Raw genomic sequence first — 21,296 nt, 5'->3', positions numbered from 1 at the left:
CCCGCGAAGCGGCTTGGCTCCGCTTGCACCCCCGGTCTCGCCGACGGGCAGGGTTTCAGCGCGGCATCGCCGCTGCGCTGCAAACCCAGACCCAAGGAAGGAATGACCGATGTTCCATCACCGTCTCGCCACCCGTTTCGGCCGCAATTCGCACCAGATCATGGGCCGCGAACCGCTCGACAATGAAGCCCTGTTCCGCAACGTGCCGTCCATCTTCGCCCGTGAGGCGCATGACAGCCGTTCCGCCCGCTATGTCTATGTCCCCACCATCGACATCGTGGAGGGCCTGCGCCGCGAAGGCTGGTTCCCGTTCTTCGCCGTCCAGTCGGTCCCGCGTGATGGCAGCCGCCTTGGTCATGCCAAGCATATGCTACGCCTGCGCCGCGACGAGGGTATCGGCAAGGCCGAGGCCGCTGAGGTCATTATCGTCAACAGCCATGACGGGACCAGCGCCTACCAGATGTTCGCCGGAATGCTGCGGTTCGTCTGCACCAACAGCCTTGTCGCGGGCGAGCGGTTCGAGGAGGTCCGCGTGCCGCACAAGGGCAATATCCAGCATGACATCATCGAGGGCGTCTATACCGTTGCGGAGGACTTCCCGCGCCTGATCGATGCGAGCGCGGCCATGAAGGATTTGCAGCTATCGACCGATGAGCAGCGTGTGCTCGCCGAGGCCAGCCTTGTCGCCCGCTATGGCGAGGAGGAAAGCCCGGTGATGCCTGAACAGATCATCAATCCGCGCCGCCGCGAGGATGTCGGGGCGAGCCTGTGGACCACCTACAATGTGATTCAGGAGAATGTGATCCGTGGCGGGTTGCATGGTCGCAAGCGTAACGCTGAAGGCCGCATCCGTCGCAGCCAGACCCGGTCCATCAACGGCATCGACCAGAATGTAACGCTGAACCGCGCCCTCTGGACCTTGGCCGAAGGTATGCAGCGCATCAAGGCGGGGTGACGACCGGCATCGGGCCGTATGGCGATGCCATGCGGCCCGCTCGTTATCCTAACGCGGAAATGGGCAAAATCGGCTCGCCGGGCGATGCCCGGCTCGCGGGTATAGCCGGGAAGAATCAGGCCTCGTCGTCGGGTGCCATGAGATCGACATGGCTGACGCCCAATGCCTGCGACAATTCATAGAGCGTGATGACGGTCGGGTTCCGACGCCCACGTTCGAGACTGCTGAGATACTGCTGACTGAATCCAGACCTCGCCTCGACCTCCTCCTGCGTCAGGCCTTTCTCCCGACGCAGGCGGGCAAAGTTTCGGCCGACCAGTTTACGCATGTCCATGCGTTTGAGGATCGGGATTTACATACTTTGAGTTTATCAACTATAGTATGTAAATGCATCGCATTGCGCGGTGCTTTCGACCTTGCCGTCTTGGCGACACCTGCTTGGTGCTCGCCGACCTCTCCGCCGAGGCAGACTGGATCATAGCCGCCAAGGCAGGATCACCTCACTCAAATATGGTGCTATAGGCTGGTCGAAATCGGACATCTTGCAATGCTGGGAAGCGCATAGCCATGACGGTCGCCGCCTTTGAGGATCACGCACCGGACGGCCCGACCGTTACGGATTACGATAAGCGCCACCATCGGACCTACTGGCGTTTGCTCGATGCAGCGGAGGAAAAGGCCGACTGGCGTGAGGCCGTCGAGATCATTTTCGGCATCAACCCCGCTGCCGAACCCGAGCGAGCACGGATCGTTCACGACACGCACCTGGCGCGGGCACGATGGATGAGCAAGGCTGGATACCGGCAACTTCTCTGACGATTTTCGGCGCCACTCCGCTCAGGCACGAGCACTTCGACACGTCTCATGCCGCTATGCCTGACCTTCACGAACGGCAGTGGACAGCGCGCGAATCGGCAGCAAGCATTTAGCACGCCGCGATTGTTCATCGACCTGGGAGGGGAGAATGCCGCCGCAAAGCGACTGGCGCTGCCCTGCCGATTGGACTGAGGACAGCCTCCCCGGATATTCTGATGTTGCGATCGGCTATGCCTCGCGCAACCCGGACTATCGCAAGGATTACCGGCGCGCGCTGCGGCGCGTGGCGAAAGGTCGGGCAAGTGGGGGCGAAGCGACCGCCGCTTTGCTGCGACGCTGGGGCGCGACATTCCATGTCGATCCGGCATCGCCTTGCGATCCCGCACTTGTCGTGACCCGTCCGGGGCTTTCACCCGATGTTATCATGCTGGGTCGCCCTCCACCCGAAGCACCTTCATCCACATCACTGGATATGGCGGCCCTCGGCCCGGCGCGGGCGTCACTCGAAATCGGCCAGCACCGGCACATCATCCTTGCCGATCGTGACGGTGATGCGCGTATTTGGTTGCTGGCCTCATCTGACGGGCCTCTTTCAATCCTGCTGCCGCTCGGTCCTGAGCTGGGAGTAGCAATAGCGGCGGCGGAACGGTTGCGGCGCCTTATTCGGGGCTTGTGCGCGGGTCCGCCCGCGCTACGCCTCCCGCCATCGCGACGGTCACATCATCTGAATTTGTTACGCGCTTTGGACGGACGCGAAGAAGGCGCCAGCAGGCGTGAACTGGCAGCCATTCTGATTGACGCTGCCGTGCGCGGCTATAGCGCTGCGGCATGGGTGGAAAGCAACGAACGCAAACGGATCGGCCGATGGCTGGCCGAGGCAATCGAACTTCGCGATGGCGGCTATCTTCGTTTGCTTCGAGGTGGGTGAGCTGACAATGGACACATTTGACGCTGATCGACATCAAACAGCGTGCGCATAACGGACCTAACGCATCAAAATCCATAAGACTGGAGAAGAAACTGAAGGCTCGTCATCGTTGGATCAAATAGGTGCCGTGAAACCAACGCACCATCAGGGTGACGATGGACAGATGTTTTTTCTTCAATATCGTAAAAATTATGCGTGATCTCTGCGGGGAAGAAAATTTCGGGATTGAAAGGAATTTGCGCATAGGGGTTATAGTAAATGTGCAAACCGTCGAAATGCGTTTCCCGATGCAGATCGGAATGACGAATATGCACATCGGAACCAGCAATCTGAGATCCATAATCAAATCTGCTCTGAACCAGAAATTCCAGGCCTTTCCCGACAAAACGCCTTTCCCCTACGTTCCAGCTACGGTCTCCAACCGGCAATAGGTCTTTGTCGATTTCGCGATAATGTGTGGATCTAACGATCCGCTTTATTCCGCTCTCGACGACAGCCTTTCCAAATGTTCCAACCGTGGAAAATATGACTGCGCTGAATTCTTTGAATGAATCGTTTGTGAAAATTCCGACATCGACTTCAGCGCCAGATGTCGTTTTGAGCTTTTCCACTCTTCCGTCCTGCCCAAATTCTTCTCCTGGAAGCGCAGGCGGATCTATTCCGAACAAAACGAGATTAATCAGTTCGTTGTTCTGCATAAGAGATTGATCGCTGTCGAAAGGCGCAATCGCGACCACAAACGGAATGTCCCGAACATGGTCTAGGGACGAATATGGGAATTTCTTCCCATTACCTCCCCGATATATGGCAAGTTTGTCCTTCATCTTGCCCATAAGTTTCAACGCGCTGCGACGCTTGAATTCCTGGCTGTCGGAGACGCTCGTGAGGGTGGCTTTGCCGTTCCTGTCCGAGATGACAGCCTCGATGTTGAACTTGTCTCCATCTGGCGTCGTAATGCAGAAATCGGGAGCCGATTTTGAGTAATCCACGCTGAAATTCAAATCCTTCAACGTCTTATTTAAATACATTTCCCACATAGAAGAATTAAATGTCGACTGAAATTCCTTTATGAATTTCTGACCTTCACCTTTTCGCCCGAGCAGCCCATCGGCCCACCCCTGGATGATCGGCATGACCGGCGCATATATCGGGTCACCAAGAACTGCGCGAAAGCTTGCGTGAAGCTTCTTCTCCGGCATTAGCGGTTTGAACAGATCCATAGTTTTCCTGCGAGATAGAGCATTATCGATTCTTTGAATTTGTTCTCAAATCGCGGCGAAAATTGTCAACGGCAAGTAGCAGAGGATTTCCTGCGATATCTTACGCCATGAGGGGACATGGATTGCACCTGAAAACCATGTCCCTTCTTAAGCCCATGCCTCCCACTCCATTCTGACCTCCTGTTGGCCGATACCATCCAAACGGTGTCGGTGCTCCTCAGGAGATGCCAAAATGAGCGAGATCGTCGCCGCTATCACTCCACGCTATCTCAAGACGCCCGACGCAGCCGTGCATCTTGGCTTGTCGGCTCGGACCCTCGAAAAGCATCGTTGCTATGGAACCGGGCCGGTTTATCGCAAGCTCGGTGGTCGCATCGTCTACGCCATTGACGACCTCGACGCCTGGGCGACGATCGGCACGCGGTCGTCCACGTCCGACCCCGGCAACGGCATCGTCCATCCCGCCAAGCGCGTGCCGAACCATTGCGTGCGCCGCTGACGATCATGACCATGACCCGATCCGTGTCCGGTCAGAAGGGCGTTGAACGACGCCAGCTCGACCTGTTCCGCTCGATACCGGGCGATTTTGCGGCCCGCGACGCTCAGGACATCATGTCCTGGCCCTTCTTCAGCCTCGCCAAGACCAAGCGTATCGCCCCGATCGACTTCCGCATGGGAGCGACCTGGATTTCGGTCGAAGCTGTGCCCGAACACGGCATGGCGACCATCTGGGACGCCGACGTGCTGATCTGGGCGGCAAGCCAACTGGTCGAAGCGCGCGATGCCGGCCGCCCGACATCGCGGCTGATGATGACCACCCCGCACGAAATCCTCGCCTTCACCGGGCGCGGCGTTGGCAAGGCAAGCTATGAGCGGCTGAAGGCAGCGCTCGACCGGCTGCAATCCACCACCGTCGCCACATCGATCCGCCAGCAGCATCAGGGTCGGCGTCACCGCTTCTCGTGGATCAACGAATGGCGGGAACTGACCGACGAAAAGGGCCGCGCGCGGGGCATCGAACTGATCGTGCCGGACTGGTTCTATGCCGGCGTGCTCGATCGTGCCCTCGTCCTCACGATCGACCGGTCCTATTTCGACCTGACCGGGGGACTGGAACGCTGGCTTTACCGGATCGTGCGCAAGCATGGCGGGCGTCAGGCCAATGGCTGGAGCTTCGATGTTCCGCACCTTTACCTCAAGTCAGGCGTGCTCTCGCCGCTTCGGCGCTTTGCGTTCGAGCTGCGGGCCATCGTCCAGCGCCAGTCGCTGCCGGGATATGTCCTGACTCTGGAACAGGCGCTCGGCCGTCAGCGGCTGAACTTCGTACCGATCCCCGAAGATCCTCTCGACGCGGCCATGCGCCGCACCGGACTTCGGCTTGTGGATAAGTTGCCATGACATTCGGACTATCAGGAACAGCCCGGTTCGGACGATCGGGAACGCGCGGCACGGACGATCAGGAACGCAGATGGCTCGCAAACCCGCAGAAATCCTCGCTAAATCGGCCGCCCTCTAACCATGCTAATAGAGAAGAATATTTCATATTCTTCCTAACCGTTTTTCGCCCTGTGGACAGACCGGCCTGCGCGACGGTGCGGCGCCATGCATGAGCCGCCGCCCAATGCCGACACGACACGCTCGGCTCAGTCGCCTGGTGGCAGGACGCTCACCCATGTCGAACTGACCTGGATCGAGGGGAAGTTCGAGCATTGGATTCGCTTCGGCAGGATCGCCCATGACCAGATTCTGACGCGGCGAACGCGCGTGGTCGGCTTCCGGCCGGGCGCCATATTCGCTTTCGTCCGCTGGGTCGCCAACGACTATGGGACGATTGGATCACGTATCGACATCCTGCGCGCCGTGGACAGTGGCCAGCCGCATTCGACGCTTCCCTTCGTGCGACCGGGAGGGGAATTGCTGCTCCATCTGGAGGGGTGGCCCAGGGTTTCGCAGGTGCTCGGCGTCATTGATGCGACCGAGGCGGCCGATGTCGATCCCTGCGATGCGGCGCCCGATCACTGGCGGCATGTCCACAACCGGATTGCAGCCGGACTGCAACCGCGCGCCTACACGCCCGAGCGCCATCGCGCATGGCTACGCCGCCGGGAGATCGAGGGATGACCCGGCGCAGCTATCTTCTTGCGACCACGCTGACAGCCATGCTGTTCGCGGCATCCTCGGCGGCGATTGTCCTGCTCGATCCGCGCCCTTGGCTAATCTGGAATGCCAGCGCGAGCGCACCAATCGGGCTGTATCGTATCGAAGACGATCGCCACCCGAAGGTGGGTGAACTGGTTGCGGTGCTACCGCCCGACCACCTGGCAGCATGGCTCGCACGACGCGATTACCTGCCTCGTGGCCTGCCATTGCTCAAGCATGTGGCCGCACTGCCCGGACAGCAGGTCTGCCGCTTCGGTGATGAACTGCATGTCGATGGACGGTTCGCAGTGCGCGCGAGGAGCCATGATAGCGCAGCGCGCCCGTTGCCCGTCTGGCAGGGCTGCCGAACATTGGCGCAGGGTGAAGTGGTGCTGCTCAATCCCGCTGCGCCCGACAGCATGGACAGCCGCTATTTCGGCCCGCTTCCGACATCGACGCTGATCGGCCGCGCACAGCCGATCCTCACGCGCGCGACACCTCAGGCGCCGCTCCTATGGGGAGGATCAAACCCATGAAGCCTGTTATCCTGATGCTGGGTCTGGCACTGGTCGCGCAGCCGATCAGCGAGCGAGCACACGCCGAGCCGGCAGCAATGCCACATCAAGCGGCCCATCCGTTCGCCCGTCATATTGCAGAGGCCGCGCAACGCTTCGACATTCCCGAGGCGTGGATCAAGGCCGTGATGCGGGCAGAAAGCAGCAATGATCCCGCTGCCCTGTCGAGCGCCGGAGCCATGGGACTGATGCAGGTCATGCCGGCCACATGGCAAATGCTGACCGCGCGCTTCGGCCTCGGTCAGAATCCCTATGAACCGCGCGCCAATATCCATGCGGGCGCGGCCTATCTGCGAATGATGTGGAACCGATATGGCGATGTCAGCGCGATGCTGGCTGCCTACAATGCCGGGCCAAAGCGTGCAGACGCCTGGGTCGCCCGCAAGCAATCCCTGCCTGCTGAAACGGTCGCCTATGTCGCGAAGATCGCGACGGCCATTGGCCCCGGTCCATCATCCATGCGCACGATCGACATCATGCCGGACCCGTTCGCCTGGCGCCGCGCAACGCTGTTCGCGGCGCCACCCGCACCGGCGTCGGACGGGGACAAGGCAGAGGCATCGGATGCCAAACGTCAGGACGACGGCGCGCGTCAGGACAGTGTCTTTGTCACACTGTCCAGGACACCCCGGCGATGACCGCCACCATCATGCCGAAGTGGCCAGCGACCCCTGAAAACTGGCGGATTTCCGTAGAAAGAGCCGCACAGAAATCGAGGAAGGTGCGAGGGCAAGATAAAGGGCTGCGATGTGCTGAGCCATCGAGCCTCGGTCGGAGCCTTGTTTCCCAAGGCTTATGGGCGCGTAACCGCGAGGTGCGCCTGAGCGGTGCACAGTATGGCGAAATCGGAAATCCAGCATTTGTGCGCCTTTGCCGCACCTCGCGGGCATATTGGCCATGATCGGCGAGGATCATTTCCGCCTGCGGCCTGGCCGTATCCGCTCACGGGGCGGGCAACGGGCGCGCCCTTTCATCGCGCAGGCATTGACGGCAGCCCAACATGCCGGTGGGCATGTATCGCGGACAGGCCGGATCATCTCGCCGGGCCGCTCGACCTTCGGGCGCGGCCGGGCCTCTAGCCTCCGTGCGATCCACAGGCTTGGCGGCAATGCACGCCAGATCGTCATCAAGGCCCGCGTCGTTCGTCATGGCGGGCGGTCATCGCTCGCCGCCCATCTCAATTATCTGCAACGCGACGGCGTCACGCGCGATGGGGAACGGGGCCAGCTTTTCGGCTCCGAAGGCGACGGGCTGGACCGAACCGAGTTCGCATCGCGCTGCGAGGATGATCGTCATCATTTCCGGTTCATCGTCTCGCCCGAGGATGCCCATGACTTGGGCGACCTCAAAGGCTTCACCCGCGAGCTGATGGGGCGGATGGAAGCGGATCTCGGCACCCGGCTCGACTGGCGTGCCGTCGAGCACTGGAACACCGACAATCCGCATGTCCATGTCATCGTGCGCGGGATCGCGGAGGATGGCGGCAATCTCGTCATCGCCCGAGACTATATCCGCGAAGGAATGCGGGCGCAGGCCTGCGACATCGCCACCCGTGACCTCGGCCCACGAACCGAGCGCGAGATCATCGCCTCGCTCGAACGGGAGGTCGAAGCAGAGCGCTGGACCCGCATCGATCGCGGTCTGGCGAACACCATGCGCCGCGACGGCCATGTCGACATGGCTCCCGCATCCGGCGAAGCGCCCGATGCCCTGCATGGTCTGCGCATCGCCCGGCTCAGGAAACTGGAAGGCCTGGGCCTTTCCATTGAGGTCGGCGCCGGCCAATGGACCCTCGCCGAAGATGCCGAGGCCCGGCTACGCGAACTGGGCGAGCGCGGCGACATCATCACGCGGATGCACAAGGCGATGGCGGATCGCGGCATCGATCGCGGGGCTGGCAGCTATGCGCTCGACGCAGACGGTGGCCAGATCGTCATTGGTCGGCTCGTCGATCGCGGCCTGCATGATGAACTGGCCGGCACGGCCTATGCGATCGTCGATGGGATCGATGGCCGTACCCACCATGTCAGCTTCCCCGATCTCGAAGCGACAGGGGATGCCCGGCCCGGCGCGATCGTGGAATTGCGCCGGTTCGAGGATCGGCGCGGGCGGCAGCGCTCTGCACTGGCGGTTCGATCGGACCTCGACCTTCAGGCTCAGATAAGCGCGCCGGGCGCAACATGGCTCGATCGCCGCAACATCGCCGGCGACAGCCAGGATCTGGGCGGCGGCTTCGGCATGGAAGTGCGCGCCGCAATGGAGGCCCGCAGCGACCATCTGGTCGGGGAAGGATTGGCCCGGCGTCAGGGACAGCGCATCATCTTCGCCCGCAATCTCCTCGACACGCTGCAACGGCGCGACCTTGAAGTCGCCGCAGCACGTCTGTCAGCGGAGACTGGCCTGCCGCATGCCGGTTCCGCCACGGGTGAATATGTCGCCGGTACGGTGCGACAGCGCCTGACCCTGGCTTCCGGGCGCTTCGCGATGATCGACGATGGCCTGGGATTCCAGCTCGTGCCGTGGACGCCGTCACTGGATCGTCAACTCGGCAAGCATGTCTCGGGCGTCATGCGCGGCGATGGCGGTGTCGACTGGTCGCTGGGACGCGGCCGTAATCTCGGCTTGTAGGGAGAGAACAGCCATGTCCGCCACCCGTATCCTCTGGGGCCAGCTCATCACCATATTCCTGATCGTGCTCACCTCCATCTGGAGCGCGACGCAATGGACCGCCGCGGCTTTGGGCTGGCAGCCCGAACTGGGCGAGCCCTGGCTGCGGATCGGCGACTGGCCGATCTATCCGCCACCAGCCTTCTTCTGGTGGTGGTTCTCCTTCGACGCATACGCCCCGCAGATTTTCGAGACTGGCGCCTTCATCGCGGTATCGGGGGGCTTCCTCGCCATCATCGTGGCGATCGGCATGTCGGTATGGCGTGCGCGGGAACTGAAACACGCGGAAACCTATGGTTCCGCGCGGTGGGCGACGCCGCCAGAGGTTCGCTCAGCGGGCTTGCTGGGCGATGACGGTGTCGTCCTGGGCAAACACGGCCTCCACTATCTGCGCCATGACGGTCCCGAGCATGTGCTGTGCTTTGCACCGACACGCAGCGGCAAGGGTGTCGGGCTGGTGGTGCCGACGCTCCTGACCTGGCCGGGATCGGCCATCGTCCATGATATCAAGGGCGAGAACTGGACCCTGACTGCCGGTTTCCGGGGGAGCCATGGGCGCGTACTGCTGTTCGATCCCACCAATGCTGCGTCGGCCGCATACAACCCGCTGCTGGAAGTGCGGCGCGGCCAATGGGAAGTGCGCGACGTGCAGAATGTCGCCGACGTGCTGGTCGACCCCGAAGGCAGCCTCGAAAAGCGCAATCACTGGGAGAAAACCAGTCACGCCCTGCTGGTCGGCGCAATCCTTCACACCCTCTACGCCGGGTCCGACAAGACGCTGGCGGGGGTTGCGGCTTTCCTCTCCGATCCGCGCCAGCCGATCGAGACGACGCTTCACGCCATGATGACGACGCCGCATCTGGGCGAAGCGGGCGTTCACCCCGTCGTCGCATCGGCGGCGCGAGAACTGCTCAACAAATCGGCCAACGAGCGTTCCGGCGTGCTGTCGACCGCCATGTCGTTCCTCGGCCTCTACCGCGATCCGGTGGTGGCGCAGGTGACGCGGCGCTGCGACTGGCGGATTGCGGACCTCGTGGAGGGAACCGCGCCGGTCACGCTCTATCTGGTCGTGCCGCCTAGCGACATATCGCGGACCAAGCCGCTGATCCGCCTGATCCTCAACCAGATCGGCAGGCGGCTTACCGAGGAACTGAATCCGTCGCTCGCGCGTCACCGCATGCTGCTCATGCTCGACGAGTTTCCCGCGCTGGGCCGTCTGGACTTCTTCGAGAGCGCGCTGGCCTTCATGGCGGGCTATGGTCTCAAGGCCTTCCTGATCGCCCAGTCGCTCAACCAGATCGAGAAGGCCTATGGCCCCAACAACGCCATTCTCGACAATTGCCATGTCCGCGTGTCCTTCGCGACCAATGATGAGCGCACCGCCAAGCGTGTGTCGGATGCACTCGGGACCGCCACCGAAATGCGGGCTATGAAGAATTATGCCGGGCATCGCCTGTCGCCCTGGCTCGGCCATCTGATGGTCTCGCGATCGGAAACAGCCCGTCAATTGCTGACGCCCGGCGAGATCATGCAGCTTCCGCCCGACGATGAAATCGTCATGGTCGCTGGCGTACAGCCGATCCGGGCGAAGAAGGCCCGCTATTATGCTGACCAGCGCTTTGCCGCCCGTGTGCTGCCACCGCCTGAACTGGCAGGACCGGACACATCAGCCCGGCCTGATGACTGGAGCCAGCTTGCTCCGGTCACGGCGCCGCCGCCTGCCGTCGCGGCCGATGCCAGTGGCGAAGATGCTGCCGACAGTTCCGAAGACAATGCCGGAATACGCCGCGAACCTGAGATCGAACGTCATGTCGATGTCGCGCCAGTCATTCCGCCCGCGCCTGCGCCCGCCAATGAGTTTGATCCTGACGAACCGGATGACGAACAGGACGCAGCCCGACAGGCAGCGGTCCGCCGCCAGATGCAAGAAATTGCACGGCAGGCCTCGCTCGATCCTGATGATGGGATCGAGCTATGAGCAACAAGGCCCGGCTATCGGTCTATCTGGACCCGCCTCTCATGGATGCGCTGGCAGCCTATGCCGCCCGGCGCGGCAAATCCCTGTCGCTGGTGGCCGAGGCCGCCATCGCTTCCTTCCTGTCACCGGATGCCAGCGAACAGATGGAAGCGGCGCTGACCAGACGCATCGATCGGCTCGACCGGCGGACTGACCGGATCGAACGCGATCTTGGCATCAGCGTCGAGATGGTGGCGCAGTTCATCCGCTTCTGGCTGAACTCCACGCCGCCGCCGCCCGAATCCGAGCGGGCCATCCTTCGCCGTCAGGGCGGGGAGCGCTACGATGCCTTCATGGAGGCCTTGGGGCGCCGACTCGCGAAAGGACCGAAGGTGCGCCAGGAGATCATCGAGGATCGGGCCGCAACACCGGACTGACGCGGCCGCCTACGCCATAGCCTTTCTTTCTGCGCCATGCTGCGCTCGCCGCGATTGCCTGTTGAAACCAGCCATTTTCCGGCTCTCTTGCTGAGCCCCTGACGCCGGGCGATCGATCGCCCGGCCCATCGCAAGGGGTCTGTTCGATGGTCGATCCGGTTCAATCCCAGGCACGCAGCCGTGGCGCGCGCATGTTGCGCACGGCGCTTGGGACCGCGATCGGCGGCTGGCTGGAAGACCCGTGCGTCATCGAGGTCATGCTGAACCCCGATGGGCGGCTATGGGTCGATCGCCTCGGACAGGGCATCAGCGATACCGGCGAGATGCTCGACCCGGCAGACGGGGAACGGATCGTCCGTCTGGTTGCCCATCATGTCGGTGTCGAGGTCCATGCCCGAAACCCGCGTGTATCAGCCGAACTTCCCGAGACCGGAGAGCGGTTTGAGGGCCTGCTGCCACCCGTGGTCGCGGCACCGGCATTTGCCATTCGCAAGCCGGCCGTCGCGCTGTTCACCATCGACGATTATGCCCGTGCCGGGACCATGTCGGCAGACCATGCCGCCGCGCTGCGTCAGGCGGTTTCGGCTCGGGCCAATATCCTCGTCGCAGGCGGTACCGGCAGCGGCAAGACCACGTTGGTCAATGCATTGCTGGCCGAGGTGGCCAAGACCGGCGACCGTATCGTCCTGATCGAGGATACCCGCGAACTCCAATGCGCCGCGCCCAATCTCGTGGCCATGCGGACCAAGGACGGCGTTGCTTCGCTCTCCGATCTGGTGCGCTCCTCGCTGCGCCTGCGGCCCGACCGCATCCCCATCGGTGAAGTACGCGGCGCCGAGGCGCTCGACCTCCTGAAGGCATGGGGCACCGGCCACCCAGGCGGGATCGGCACCATTCATGCCGGGACGGCGATGGGCGCGCTGCGCCGGATGGAACAGCTCATCCAGGAAGCGGTCGTCACCGTGCCGCGTGCGCTGCTCGCCGAGACGATCGACCTTATCGCCGTGCTTGTGCGGGATGGCCATGGCCGCCGCCTTGCCGAACTGGCCCGCGTCGAGGGCCTCGACCCCGGCACCGGCGACTACCGCCTCATCAGCTTCACCCCCGACAATCAAGGAGATCCATCATGATCCGTGCCTTCGCGTCCGGCACCCGCCGCACCATGCTTGCCGCCACCGCCAGCGTCATCGCCCTGACCATGGCCGTGCCTGCCCATGCGTCGGGATCGTCCATGCCGTGGGAAGCGCCTTTGCAGAGCATTCTCGAAAGCATCGAGGGGCCGGTCGCCAAGATCGTCGCGGTCATCATCATTATCGTGACCGGCCTGACGCTGGCCTTTGGCGATACCTCCGGTGGTTTTCGCCGGCTCATCCAGATCGTCTTCGGCCTGTCGATTGCCTTCGCGGCATCCAGCTTCTTCCTGTCTTTCTTCAGCTTCGGCGGCGGGGCGCTGGTCTGATGCTGGAAGGCATCGAACCTGTCCCCGGCTATCACGCGCCAGTTCACCGCGCGTTGACCGAGCCGATCCTGCTGGGCGGCGCACCGCGTGCGCTCGCCATCGTCAATGGGACGCTGGCAGGCGCGATCGGCCTCGGCCTGCGTCTATGGCTGGCCGGCATCGTCATCTGGGCGATCGGCCATGCCCTGTCGGTCTGGGCCGCACGCCGCGATCCCCAGTTCGTGGATGTCGCCCGGCGGCACCTCAAATATCCCGTCTGGATGCAGCCATGATGTCCCTGCGCGAATATCGCGGCCACGCCGCCCACCTGTCCGATTTCCTGCCCTGGGCCGCGCTGGTCGGACATGGCGTCGTCCTCAACAAGGATGGCTCGTTCCAGCGCAGCGCACGCTTTCGCGGCCCCGACCTCGACAGCGCGACGCCGTCCGAACTGGTCGCCACCACGGCCCGCCTGAACAACGCGCTGCGCCGGCTGGGTTCGGGCTGGGCCATCTTCGTCGAGGCCCAGCGTTCACCGGCACTGGACTATCCGGCCGGCACCTTTCCCGACCCTGTCTCTGCACTGGTCGATCGGGAGCGGCGCGAGCAGTTCCATGAGGAAGGCACCCATTTCGAGAGCCGCTATTATCTCACCCTGCTGTGGATGCCCCCGGCCGAGGACGCCGCCCGCGCCGAAAGCTGGCTCTATGAGGGGCGCACCGGCAGCGGGGTCGATGCCCATGAACTGCTCAAGGGGTTCGTCGATCGCACCGATCGCGTCCTCAATCTCGTCGAGGGCTTCGTACCCGAAGTCGCCTGGCTCGATGATGGTGACACGCTGACCTATCTGCACAGCACGGTGTCGAGCCGGCGACAGCGGGTGCGTGTGCCAGAGACGTCGATGCATCTGGATGCCCTCCTGGCTGACGAGCCCTTGGCGGGCGGACTGGAACCCCGGCTGGGCGAGCATCACCTGCGGACGCTGACGGTCATCGGATTCCCGACCGTCACCTTTCCCGGCCTGCTCGACGAGCTGAACCGGCTCGCCTTCGACTATCGCTGGTCCACTCGCGCGATCATGCTCGACAAGACCGACGCAACCAAAGTGCTGTCCCGGATCAGGCGGCAATGGTTCGCCAAGCGCAAGTCCGTCGCCGCCATCCTGAAGGAGGTGATGACCAACGAGGCATCCGCGCTGCTGGACAGCGATGCCTCCAACAAGGCTGCCGATGCCGATCTCGCCCTTCAGGAGCTGGGTGCCGATCATGCTGGCCTTGCCTATGTCACGGCGACGGTGACGGTCTGGGATCGCGACCCCGCTATCGCTGCCGAAAAACTGCGACTGGCCGAGAAGGTCATTCAGGGGCGCGACTTCACCGTGATCCCCGAGGGCATGAACGCGATCGAGGCATGGCTGGGAAGCCTGCCGGGCCATGTCTACGCCAATGTTCGGCAACCGCCGGTCTCCACTCTCAATCTCGCCCACCTGATCCCGCTATCGGCGGTGTGGGCGGGGCCGGAACGGGACGAGCATTTCGGAGCGCCCCCCTTGCTCTACGGCAAGACCGAAGGCTCGACCCCGTTCCGGTTTTCCCTTCATGCAGGCGACGTCGGCCATAGCCTCGTGGTCGGCCCCACCGGCGCGGGCAAATCGGTCCTGCTCGCGCTGATGGCGATGCAGTTCCGCCGCTACGACGGGGCGCAGGTCTTCGCGTTCGACTTCGGCGGATCGATCCGCGCCGCGTCGCTGGCCATGGGCGGCGACTGGCAGGATCTGGGCGGCGGCCTGTCCGAAGATGGCGACGCGGTCCAGTTGCAGCCGCTCGCCCGAATCGACGATCCTGCCGAACGCGCCTGGGCGGCTGAATGGCTGGCGGCGATGCTTGCCAGCGAAGGCGTGGGCGTCGATCCACAGGTAAAAGAGCATATCTGGTCGGCGCTCGGTTCGCTGGCCAGCGCACCACATGGGGAGCGCACGCTGACCGGACTAGCGGTGCTGCTCCAGTCCCAGCACCTCAAGACCGCGCTCGCACCCTATTGTCTGGGTGGACCATGGGGCCGGCTGCTCGACGCCGAAGCCGAGCGGCTGGGCGATGCCGATGTGCAGGCGTTCGAGACCGAGGGGCTGGCAGGCGCAGGATCGGCGGCTGCGGTGCTGTCCTACCTGTTCCACCGTATCGGCGCACGCCTCGATGGTTCGCCGACGCTCATCATCATCGACGAAGGCTGGCTTGTCCTCGACAGTCTGGCCTTCGCCAACCAGTTGCGCGAATGGCTCAAGACCCTGCGCAAGAAGAATGCGAGCGTCATCTTTGCGACCCAGAGCCTCGCCGACATCGAGACGAGCAGCATAGCACCAGCGATCATCGAAAGCTGTCCCACCCGCATCTTCCTGCCCAATGAGCGGGCTTCGGAGCCTCAAATCGCGGCGATCTATGCCCGTTTCGGGCTCAATGGCCGCCAGATCGAGATCCTTGGCCGGGCAACGCCCAAGCGGGACTATTACTGCCAGTCTCGCGGCGGCAATCGCCTGTTCGAACTGGGGCTGGGCGAGGTCGCGCTGGCATTTACCGCCGCATCCTCGCGATCCGACCAGACGGCAATATCTGCGATCACCGATACCCATGGCCGCACCAATTTCGCCGCGCACTGGCTGCGGCATCGCGGGCTCGATTGGGCGGCCGATCTTCTTCCCCCACCAGTCGAGGAGACCAAGCCATGAACCGATCCATCGCCCGGCTCGCATTGACGATCGCCGTTCCTGCTCTCGTCGCAACCATGGCAGTCCAGCCTGCATCGGCGCTGATCGTCTATGATCCCAGCAACTATGCCCAGAATGTTCTGACGGCGGCGCGAATGCTGCAACAGATCAACAACCAGATCCAGTCGATCCAGCATCAGGCGACCAGCCTGCTCAACGAGGCGAGGAATCTCACCAGCCTGCCGCTCTCGACGCTCAATGCCCTTCAGCAACAGGTCCGCCAGACCCAGCAACTGCTGGGGCAGGCGCAGCGGATCGCCTATGACGTACAGAACGTCCAGCAGGCCTTCACCGCGCGGTACAAGGGAACGGCGCTGGCGGGCACGCATGCGCAGATGGTCGCCAACGCCAATGAGCGGTGGGAAGACAGTGTCGGCGCCTTCGAGGATTCGCTCAAGACCCAGGCCAGCGTCATCGGCAATATCGACGGCACGCGCGGTTCGATGGACAGCCTTGTATCCGCCAGCCAGTCCGCGACCGGCGCTCTTCAGGCAGCACAGGCCGGCAACCAGTTGCTGGCGCTCCAGTCCCAGCAGATCGCCGACCTTACGGCCGTCGTCTCCGCCCAGAGCCGTGCCCAGACGCTCGATGCCGCCCGGCATTCGGCCGAGGAAGCCGAGGGCCGTGAACGCTTTCGCCGGTTCATGGGCAACTGAGGCTCCATGGCGTACCTATCCTCGCGCACCGGCCGGATCGCCGTCATCGCCGCGCTGTCGGGCATCATGATGGCGGTTGCGATCATGGCAGCCTTTGCCGACCGTGCGCCTGCTCCCATCGATGCTCCGCCGTCACCAGTCATGCTGGAAGAACGACTGCAACGAGAGATGGCGCGCTGCGCGACCATCACCATGCCTGACGCGGGCTGCGAGGAAGCATGGGCAGCCAATCGTCGCCGTTTCTTCGGCCGCGACCGCACAAAGGCTGATCGGCCATGAACGACACCGGCGTCATCGACACGTTCCTGGGCGTATTCACCGGCTATATCGACAGCGGCTTTGGTCTGCTCGGCGGCGAGGTCGGCTTCCTGTCCTCTACGCTGATCGCAATCGACGTGACGATCGCCGGCCTGTTCTGGGCATGGGGTGCGGACGAGGATGTCCTGCAACGGCTCATCAAGAAGACCCTCTATATCGGCGTCTTCGCCTTCATCATCGGCAATTTCTCGACGCTCGCGACCATCCTGTTCGAGAGCTTTGCGGGCCTTGGCCTGAAGGCTGCGGGCAATTCCATGGCTCTGGCAGATTTCATGAAGCCCGGCAGCGTGGCCGCGACGGGCCTGACGGCGGCAGAACCGATGATGGACGCCATCGGCCAGTTCAACAGCCTCTGGTCGGTGTTCGCCAATCTCGCCCTCATCATTGTCCTGCTGCTGGCCTGGCTGATCGTCGTGCTCGCCTTCTTCGTCATCGCGGTCCAGGTCTTCATCACCCTGATCGAGTTCAAGCTGGTGACGCTGGCGGGCTTCGTGCTTCTGCCATTCGCCTTCTGGGGCCGCACCGCCTTCATGGCCGAGAAAGTGCTGGGCCATATCGTGTCCACCGGCATCAAGGTGCTGGTCCTGGCCGTCATTACCGGCATCGGCACGACCCTGTTCAGCCAGTTCACCGGCGCGAATCTGGGCACCGAGCCTGATTTCCAGCAAGTCATGGCCATCGCGCTTGCAGCCCTGTCGCTGCTTGGCCTCGCCATCTTCGGCCCCGGCATCGCCAATGGCATCGTCGCTGGCGGCCCGCAGCTTGGCGCTGGCGCCGCAGCCGGCACGGCCCTTGGGGCAAGCGCCGCACTGGTCGGCGGTGCCGCCGCTGCCCGGCTTGGCGGCGGCGCCATCGCCGGAGCGGTGGGTGGAACCGCCAAAGGCGCAGCATTTGCGTCGGGCGGCGCGGCCAGCGGCTATGTCCTGGGTTCGGCAGGCAAGAGCGGCGCTTCGGCGGTAGCTGGCGGCGTGGGCGGTGTCGCCCGCGCTGCCGGTGGCGCAGCCATGTCCCCGCTACGCAAGGCCGCTGCCTCGGTGAAAGCCAGCTATCAGGCAGGCAGTCGCTCCGTGCTGAGCGACGGCGCGACACCCTCCGCCAGCCAGCCATCGCCCAATGGGCCGCCAGCATGGGCGGCGGCAATGAAGCATCGCCAGGCCATGTCCCACGGCGCCAGCGTCGCTGCCCACACGGTAAAGGCCGGGGACAGCCATGGCGGCGGTGGCGGACCCGACATCTCCCAGAAGGACTGATCCATCATGTTCCGACGACCATCCATTCGCTACGGGCAAGCCCCCGAGCCCGTCACCCCTTATCAACGTGCGTCGCAGGCTTGGGACGACCGCATCGGCTCGGCCCGTGTGCAGGCCCGCAACTGGCGTCTGGCCTTTTTCGGCTGCCTTGCCCTGTCGGGCGGCCTTGCCGCCGGGCTGGTCTGGCAATCGGCGCACGGCACCATCGTCCCTTGGGTCGTACAGGTCGATCGATTCGGTGAGGCACAGGCCGTTGCGCCGGCGGATGCCGGCTATCGTCCGACCGATCCGCAGATTGCCTTTCATCTCGCCCGGTTCATGGAGCAGGTCCGTTCGATCCCGGCTGATCCGGTCATCGTGCGGCAGAACTGGCTGCACGCCTATGACTTCGCCACCGACAAGGGGGCGCTGGCGCTCAATGATTATGCGCGGGCCAACGACCCGTTCGCCAATGTCGGCAAGTTACAGGTTGCCGTCGATGTTTCGAGCGTCATCCGTGCGTCGGGTGACAGCTTCCGCGTGGCATGGACGGAGCGCCGTTATCAGGATGGGAGCCTTGTGGCGACCGAGCGCTGGTCCGCCATCCTGACCATCGTGATCCAGCAGCCGCGCACGCCCGACGCTCTGCGCAAGAATCCGCTCGGGGTGTTCGTCAACGCCCTCAACTGGTCGAAGGAGCTATCGCAATGATGCGCCCCCATATCCATCGTGCCGCCGTCGCGATGCTCATATCCGTCTCCACTATCGGCATGGCATCAGTCGGGAACGCCCGGCCGGCTTCAAAGCCGGTAGATGTGCCGATCGCCATTGCAGCCGACCGTCTGGCGCCCGAACGCCAGGTCGAGATCGTGTCCGTGCCTCAGCCGCTGCCATTGCCGGGCCAGTTGAAGCCGATGCCATCGAGCTTGCCGCTACCCGAGCCGACCGATCCCGGTCGGCGGGTCAACGCCGCCAATGCCGCAGCCCGCGTGGAGCCGAGCCAGGACGGCTATCTCAATGCCATCCAGCAATATCCCTATGCCGATGGCGCTCTCTATCAGCTCTATGCTGCGCCGGGTCAGGTAACGGACATCGCCTTGCAGGAGGGCGAGCAACTCGTGGGTGCGGGGCCGGTCGCGGCGGGCGACACCGCACGCTGGATCATCGGCGATACGATCAGCGGCACCGGGGCAAGCCAGCGGGTGCATATCCTGGTGAAGCCCACCCGACCGGGCATTTTCACCAATCTCGTCATCAATACGGATCGTCGGACCTATCATGTCGAACTGCGTGCGACGCCCTCGACCTATATGGCCTCGCTGAGTTGGACCTATCCGCAGGACCAGCTCATCGCCTTGCGCAAGGCGGCCGCGACCAATGCGGCGATCGCCCCGGTAGCGGACGCCATCGACGTTGCCGCGCTCGATTTTCGCTATCGTATCGAGGGGGACAGGGTGGCGTGGAAACCGCTCCGCGCCTTCAATGATGGCCGCCAGGCGTTCATCGAGTTTCCGGCCACGATTGCTCAGGACGAGATGCCGCCCCTGTTTCTGGTCGGCACCAAGGGCGACGCCGAGCTGGTGAATTACCGGGTGCAAGGGCGCTTCATGATCGTCGACCGGCTCTTTTCCATCGCCGAACTGCGACTGGGCGGCAAGCGAAGCGAGCAGCGGGTTCGCATCATCCGCGAGGATGGTGGGAGGACGCGGCGATGACCACGGAACCAGCCGCACACGCGCCAGAACCGACTTCGCCACAGGCGCCGTCGCCTAACCCGGAGCCGTTTCGCCTGCGCACGCCGGTCCCCACGGTCATGCGTCTGTCCCGCAAGACGCTGGCCATCCTGGGCGTGGTCGCCGGCCTGGGGATTGGCGGATCGCTGATCTATGCCCTGAAGCCTGCGGCGCCCCGCGAGGCGAAAGAGCTCTACAGCACGGAAGGCCGCGCAACGGCCGAGACGATCAGCGCTGGACCGAAGGATTACAGCCAGGTGCCCAAGCTGGGGCCGCCTTTGCCCGGCGATCTTGGCCGCCCCATATTGTCAGCACAGCAGCGTGGTACGGATGTGCCGGTTCCGCAGATGGGAGCCACGTTGAATCGCCCGGACGCTGCCGAGGCCGCGCGGCAGCGAGCAATGCAGGAGCGTGACGCCGCCCGGACCGCCAGTCTGTTCCTTGGTGGAGGGCAGGCAAATGCCGGCATGGCAGGCACAGTTGAGGCCATGCCAGCTCCCCCGATCGCTTCGGGCGCGGCAGTTGGGGAAGCATCCCAGGCTGCTCCGTCCGACCAGACGACCAAGCGGGCTTTCATGACGCAGGCGGCGCGTCAGCAAACCGCCAGCGTCGAGCGGCTCACATCGCCGGTCTCGCCGTATATGTTGCAGTCCGGCACTGTCATCCCGGCGGCGCTCATCACTGGCATCCGCTCGGATCTTCCCGGCCAGATCACCGCGCAGGTGACGCAGTCGGTCTATGATAGCCAGACCGGACGCATCCTGCTGATCCCGCAAGGGTCACGGCTGATCGGTGAGTATGACAGCGAAATCACCGCCGGTCAGTCGCGGGTTTTGCTGGCATGGGATCGGCTGATACTGCCCGACGGCAGATCGATCACGCTGGAGCGCCAGCCGGGGGCCGATGCCTCGGGCTTTGCCGGGTTGCAGGACAGTGTGAATCGCCATTGGGGCAATCTTTTCAAGGCGGCCGCCATCTCGACCATTCTTGGCATTGGCACAGAGCTGGTCGCAGAAGGCGATGACCCGCTGGTCCGGGCCTTGCGGCGTGGCACGCAGGATACCGTCAACCAGACCGGCCAGCAGCTCGTCCGCCAGCAACTCAACGTGCAGCCGACACTGACGATACGACCCGGCCATCCGATGCGGATCATCATCACCCGCGATCTTGTGCTTGAACCTGTGGGAGCGTCCCGATGACAAAACTGAAACTCGGCCCGATCGCCGATGAAAGGCCGGTCAGGATCAGCGTGGAATTGCCCGCTGCGGTCCATCGCGACCTCGTCGCCTATGCCAAGGTGCTGGCGTCGGAGAGCGAGCAGGCGGTGTCGCCCGACAAGCTGGTAGCTCCCATGCTGGCCCGGTTCATGGCAACAGACCGGGCTTTCGCGCGCCAGCGCCGTTCGGATCGATAGCAGTCCCGGCGCTCAGTGCCCCATGAACCGCTTGAACCGCGCTTTCCCATCGA

General features: G+C 63.6%; 24 protein-coding genes. 22 read left to right on the top strand and 2 right to left on the bottom strand.

The window, feature by feature from the left end:
* The first annotated feature begins 109 nt into the window (after nt 1–109).
* Nucleotides 110–955: a DUF932 domain-containing protein gene (locus tag ACSYDV_RS10150; protein ID WP_438323691.1), complete on the top strand. Its 846-nt coding sequence runs from the start codon at nt 110–112 to the stop codon at nt 953–955.
* A 115-nt stretch (nt 956–1,070) separates the two neighbouring features.
* Here ACSYDV_RS10150 and ACSYDV_RS10145 read toward each other — a convergent pair whose 3' ends face one another.
* Nucleotides 1,071–1,289: a helix-turn-helix domain-containing protein gene (locus ACSYDV_RS10145; protein ID WP_438323690.1), complete on the bottom strand. Its 219-nt coding sequence runs from the start codon at nt 1,287–1,289 to the stop codon at nt 1,071–1,073.
* Between the two features lie 233 nt (nt 1,290–1,522).
* Between ACSYDV_RS10145 and ACSYDV_RS10140 the strand changes: the two genes are divergently transcribed.
* A complete protein-coding gene (locus ACSYDV_RS10140) occupies nt 1,523–1,771 on the top strand; it encodes a DUF2285 domain-containing protein (protein ID WP_438323689.1) in 249 nt (82 codons plus the stop codon).
* Between the two features lie 148 nt (nt 1,772–1,919).
* Entirely contained in the window at nt 1,920–2,699 is a 780-nt protein-coding gene (locus tag ACSYDV_RS10135) for a DUF2285 domain-containing protein (protein WP_438323688.1), read from the top strand.
* A 65-nt stretch (nt 2,700–2,764) separates the two neighbouring features.
* Here ACSYDV_RS10135 and ACSYDV_RS10130 read toward each other — a convergent pair whose 3' ends face one another.
* The gene (locus tag ACSYDV_RS10130; protein WP_438323687.1) at nt 2,765–3,919 is read right to left on the bottom strand and encodes a hypothetical protein; all 1,155 of its coding nucleotides are present in this window, start codon (nt 3,917–3,919) and stop codon (nt 2,765–2,767) included.
* A gap of 232 nt (nt 3,920–4,151) precedes the next feature.
* Between ACSYDV_RS10130 and ACSYDV_RS10125 the strand changes: the two genes are divergently transcribed.
* The 19 genes from ACSYDV_RS10125 to ACSYDV_RS10035 all read left to right on the top strand — a co-directional run bounded on the left by ACSYDV_RS10125 (nt 4,152) and on the right by ACSYDV_RS10035 (nt 21,243).
* Nucleotides 4,152–4,418, top strand: coding sequence for a helix-turn-helix transcriptional regulator (locus tag ACSYDV_RS10125; protein WP_438323686.1), 267 nt, complete (start codon nt 4,152–4,154; stop codon nt 4,416–4,418).
* A 5-nt stretch (nt 4,419–4,423) separates the two neighbouring features.
* Nucleotides 4,424–5,317 (top strand): replication initiator protein A, encoded by an 894-nt coding sequence (locus ACSYDV_RS10120; protein ID WP_438323685.1) that lies wholly within the window; start codon nt 4,424–4,426, stop codon nt 5,315–5,317.
* 204 nt (nt 5,318–5,521) lie between these two features.
* Nucleotides 5,522–6,040 (top strand): DUF2840 domain-containing protein, encoded by a 519-nt coding sequence (locus ACSYDV_RS10115; RefSeq protein WP_438323684.1) that lies wholly within the window; start codon nt 5,522–5,524, stop codon nt 6,038–6,040.
* A complete protein-coding gene (locus ACSYDV_RS10110; RefSeq protein ID WP_438323683.1) occupies nt 6,037–6,594 on the top strand; it encodes a S26 family signal peptidase in 558 nt (185 codons plus the stop codon). Before ACSYDV_RS10115 ends, ACSYDV_RS10110 begins: the two co-directional genes overlap by 4 nt.
* The gene (locus tag ACSYDV_RS10105; RefSeq protein ID WP_438323682.1) at nt 6,591–7,271 is read left to right on the top strand and encodes a lytic transglycosylase domain-containing protein; all 681 of its coding nucleotides are present in this window, start codon (nt 6,591–6,593) and stop codon (nt 7,269–7,271) included. Before ACSYDV_RS10110 ends, ACSYDV_RS10105 begins: the two co-directional genes overlap by 4 nt.
* A 259-nt stretch (nt 7,272–7,530) precedes the next feature.
* Nucleotides 7,531–9,261 carry a relaxase/mobilization nuclease domain-containing protein gene (locus tag ACSYDV_RS10100; RefSeq protein ID WP_438323681.1) on the top strand — a complete coding sequence of 577 codons (1,731 nt, stop codon included), beginning with the start codon at nt 7,531–7,533 and terminating at the stop codon, nt 9,259–9,261.
* Nucleotides 9,262–9,274: 13 nt separating this feature from the next.
* Complete coding sequence (locus ACSYDV_RS10095; protein WP_438323680.1) at nt 9,275–11,278, top strand: conjugal transfer protein TraG; 2,004 nt, start codon at nt 9,275–9,277, stop codon at nt 11,276–11,278.
* Nucleotides 11,275–11,694: a CopG family transcriptional regulator gene (locus ACSYDV_RS10090; RefSeq protein WP_438323679.1), complete on the top strand. Its 420-nt coding sequence runs from the start codon at nt 11,275–11,277 to the stop codon at nt 11,692–11,694. The genes ACSYDV_RS10095 and ACSYDV_RS10090 overlap by 4 nt, the downstream gene beginning before the upstream one ends.
* Before the next feature lie 146 nt (nt 11,695–11,840).
* Nucleotides 11,841–12,824: a P-type conjugative transfer ATPase TrbB gene (trbB, locus tag ACSYDV_RS10085; protein WP_438323678.1), complete on the top strand. Its 984-nt coding sequence runs from the start codon at nt 11,841–11,843 to the stop codon at nt 12,822–12,824.
* Nucleotides 12,821–13,153: a TrbC/VirB2 family type IV secretion system protein gene (locus ACSYDV_RS10080; protein ID WP_438323677.1), complete on the top strand. Its 333-nt coding sequence runs from the start codon at nt 12,821–12,823 to the stop codon at nt 13,151–13,153. Before trbB ends, ACSYDV_RS10080 begins: the two co-directional genes overlap by 4 nt.
* A complete protein-coding gene (locus ACSYDV_RS10075; RefSeq protein WP_438323676.1) occupies nt 13,153–13,425 on the top strand; it encodes a VirB3 family type IV secretion system protein in 273 nt (90 codons plus the stop codon). The genes ACSYDV_RS10080 and ACSYDV_RS10075 overlap by 1 nt, the downstream gene beginning before the upstream one ends.
* Nucleotides 13,422–15,854 carry a conjugal transfer protein TrbE gene (gene trbE / locus ACSYDV_RS10070; protein WP_438323675.1) on the top strand — a complete coding sequence of 811 codons (2,433 nt, stop codon included), beginning with the start codon at nt 13,422–13,424 and terminating at the stop codon, nt 15,852–15,854. Before ACSYDV_RS10075 ends, trbE begins: the two co-directional genes overlap by 4 nt.
* A complete protein-coding gene (gene trbJ, locus ACSYDV_RS10065; RefSeq protein WP_438323674.1) occupies nt 15,851–16,549 on the top strand; it encodes a P-type conjugative transfer protein TrbJ in 699 nt (232 codons plus the stop codon). The genes trbE and trbJ overlap by 4 nt, the downstream gene beginning before the upstream one ends.
* Nucleotides 16,550–16,555: 6 nt before the next feature.
* Nucleotides 16,556–16,828 carry a putative entry exclusion protein TrbK-alt gene (gene trbK-alt, locus ACSYDV_RS10060; RefSeq protein WP_438323673.1) on the top strand — a complete coding sequence of 91 codons (273 nt, stop codon included), beginning with the start codon at nt 16,556–16,558 and terminating at the stop codon, nt 16,826–16,828.
* The gene (trbL, locus tag ACSYDV_RS10055; RefSeq protein WP_438323672.1) at nt 16,825–18,117 is read left to right on the top strand and encodes a P-type conjugative transfer protein TrbL; all 1,293 of its coding nucleotides are present in this window, start codon (nt 16,825–16,827) and stop codon (nt 18,115–18,117) included. Before trbK-alt ends, trbL begins: the two co-directional genes overlap by 4 nt.
* Before the next feature lie 6 nt (nt 18,118–18,123).
* Nucleotides 18,124–18,807: a conjugal transfer protein TrbF gene (trbF, locus tag ACSYDV_RS10050; RefSeq protein ID WP_438323671.1), complete on the top strand. Its 684-nt coding sequence runs from the start codon at nt 18,124–18,126 to the stop codon at nt 18,805–18,807.
* Complete coding sequence (trbG, locus tag ACSYDV_RS10045; protein ID WP_438323670.1) at nt 18,804–19,811, top strand: P-type conjugative transfer protein TrbG; 1,008 nt, start codon at nt 18,804–18,806, stop codon at nt 19,809–19,811. The genes trbF and trbG overlap by 4 nt, the downstream gene beginning before the upstream one ends.
* Nucleotides 19,808–21,028: a TraB/TrbI/VirB10 family type IV secretion system protein gene (locus tag ACSYDV_RS10040; protein WP_438323669.1), complete on the top strand. Its 1,221-nt coding sequence runs from the start codon at nt 19,808–19,810 to the stop codon at nt 21,026–21,028. The genes trbG and ACSYDV_RS10040 overlap by 4 nt, the downstream gene beginning before the upstream one ends.
* Complete coding sequence (locus ACSYDV_RS10035; protein WP_438323668.1) at nt 21,025–21,243, top strand: DUF2274 domain-containing protein; 219 nt, start codon at nt 21,025–21,027, stop codon at nt 21,241–21,243. The genes ACSYDV_RS10040 and ACSYDV_RS10035 overlap by 4 nt, the downstream gene beginning before the upstream one ends.
* The last annotated feature ends 53 nt before the right edge of the window (nt 21,244–21,296 follow it).

It is taken from the genome of Sphingopyxis selenitireducens, assembly GCF_051550705.1.
Taxonomy (GTDB): Bacteria; Pseudomonadota; Alphaproteobacteria; order Sphingomonadales; family Sphingomonadaceae; genus Sphingopyxis.
Note: the sequence above shows the minus strand (reverse complement) of the source record. Positions and strands in the feature narration are given on the sequence as shown.